1 protein-coding gene is annotated in these 353 nt (G+C 66.9%); it reads right to left on the bottom strand.

The genetic code is table 11. From position 1 onward, the window contains the following. The coding region (locus FLO80_RS24335) for a hypothetical protein (RefSeq protein WP_223145570.1) at positions 1 to 353 on the bottom strand (353 nt) is incomplete at both ends.

The raw sequence follows: 353 nt of genomic DNA, 5'->3' as shown, positions 1-353 counted from the left end.
AAGCGGGTCGGCGCCAGGCGGTGCAAGGCGGTGGAGATCGGCACCACCAGCACGCCGTGCTTGAGCTGCGGCAACTGGTAGAGGGCGGCGATGCGCTGGGAAATGATGTCCTGGTGCGGTGAAAAGACGTCGTAGGGCAGGGTTTCCCAATCGGGGAAATGCAATACCGGCAGGTCGGGGGCGAAGAACCGCAGTTCCTGTTCCAGGCGTTCGGCATTCTGGCTGTCGGCGGTCAGCAGCAGGGTGAAGCGCTTGGCGGAACTGGCGGCCTCGGCGACAGCCAGGCTCAGCGCGGCACCGGGGAGGTTGCCCCAGTGTTGCTTGCCGGCGCTGGCCGGCAGGCTGGGAAGACG

The organism is Aquicoccus porphyridii (genome assembly GCF_008369105.1).
Classification (GTDB): Bacteria; Pseudomonadota; Alphaproteobacteria; order Rhodobacterales; family Rhodobacteraceae; genus Aquicoccus; species Aquicoccus porphyridii.
This window is presented reverse-complemented; position numbering and strand designations above follow the sequence as displayed.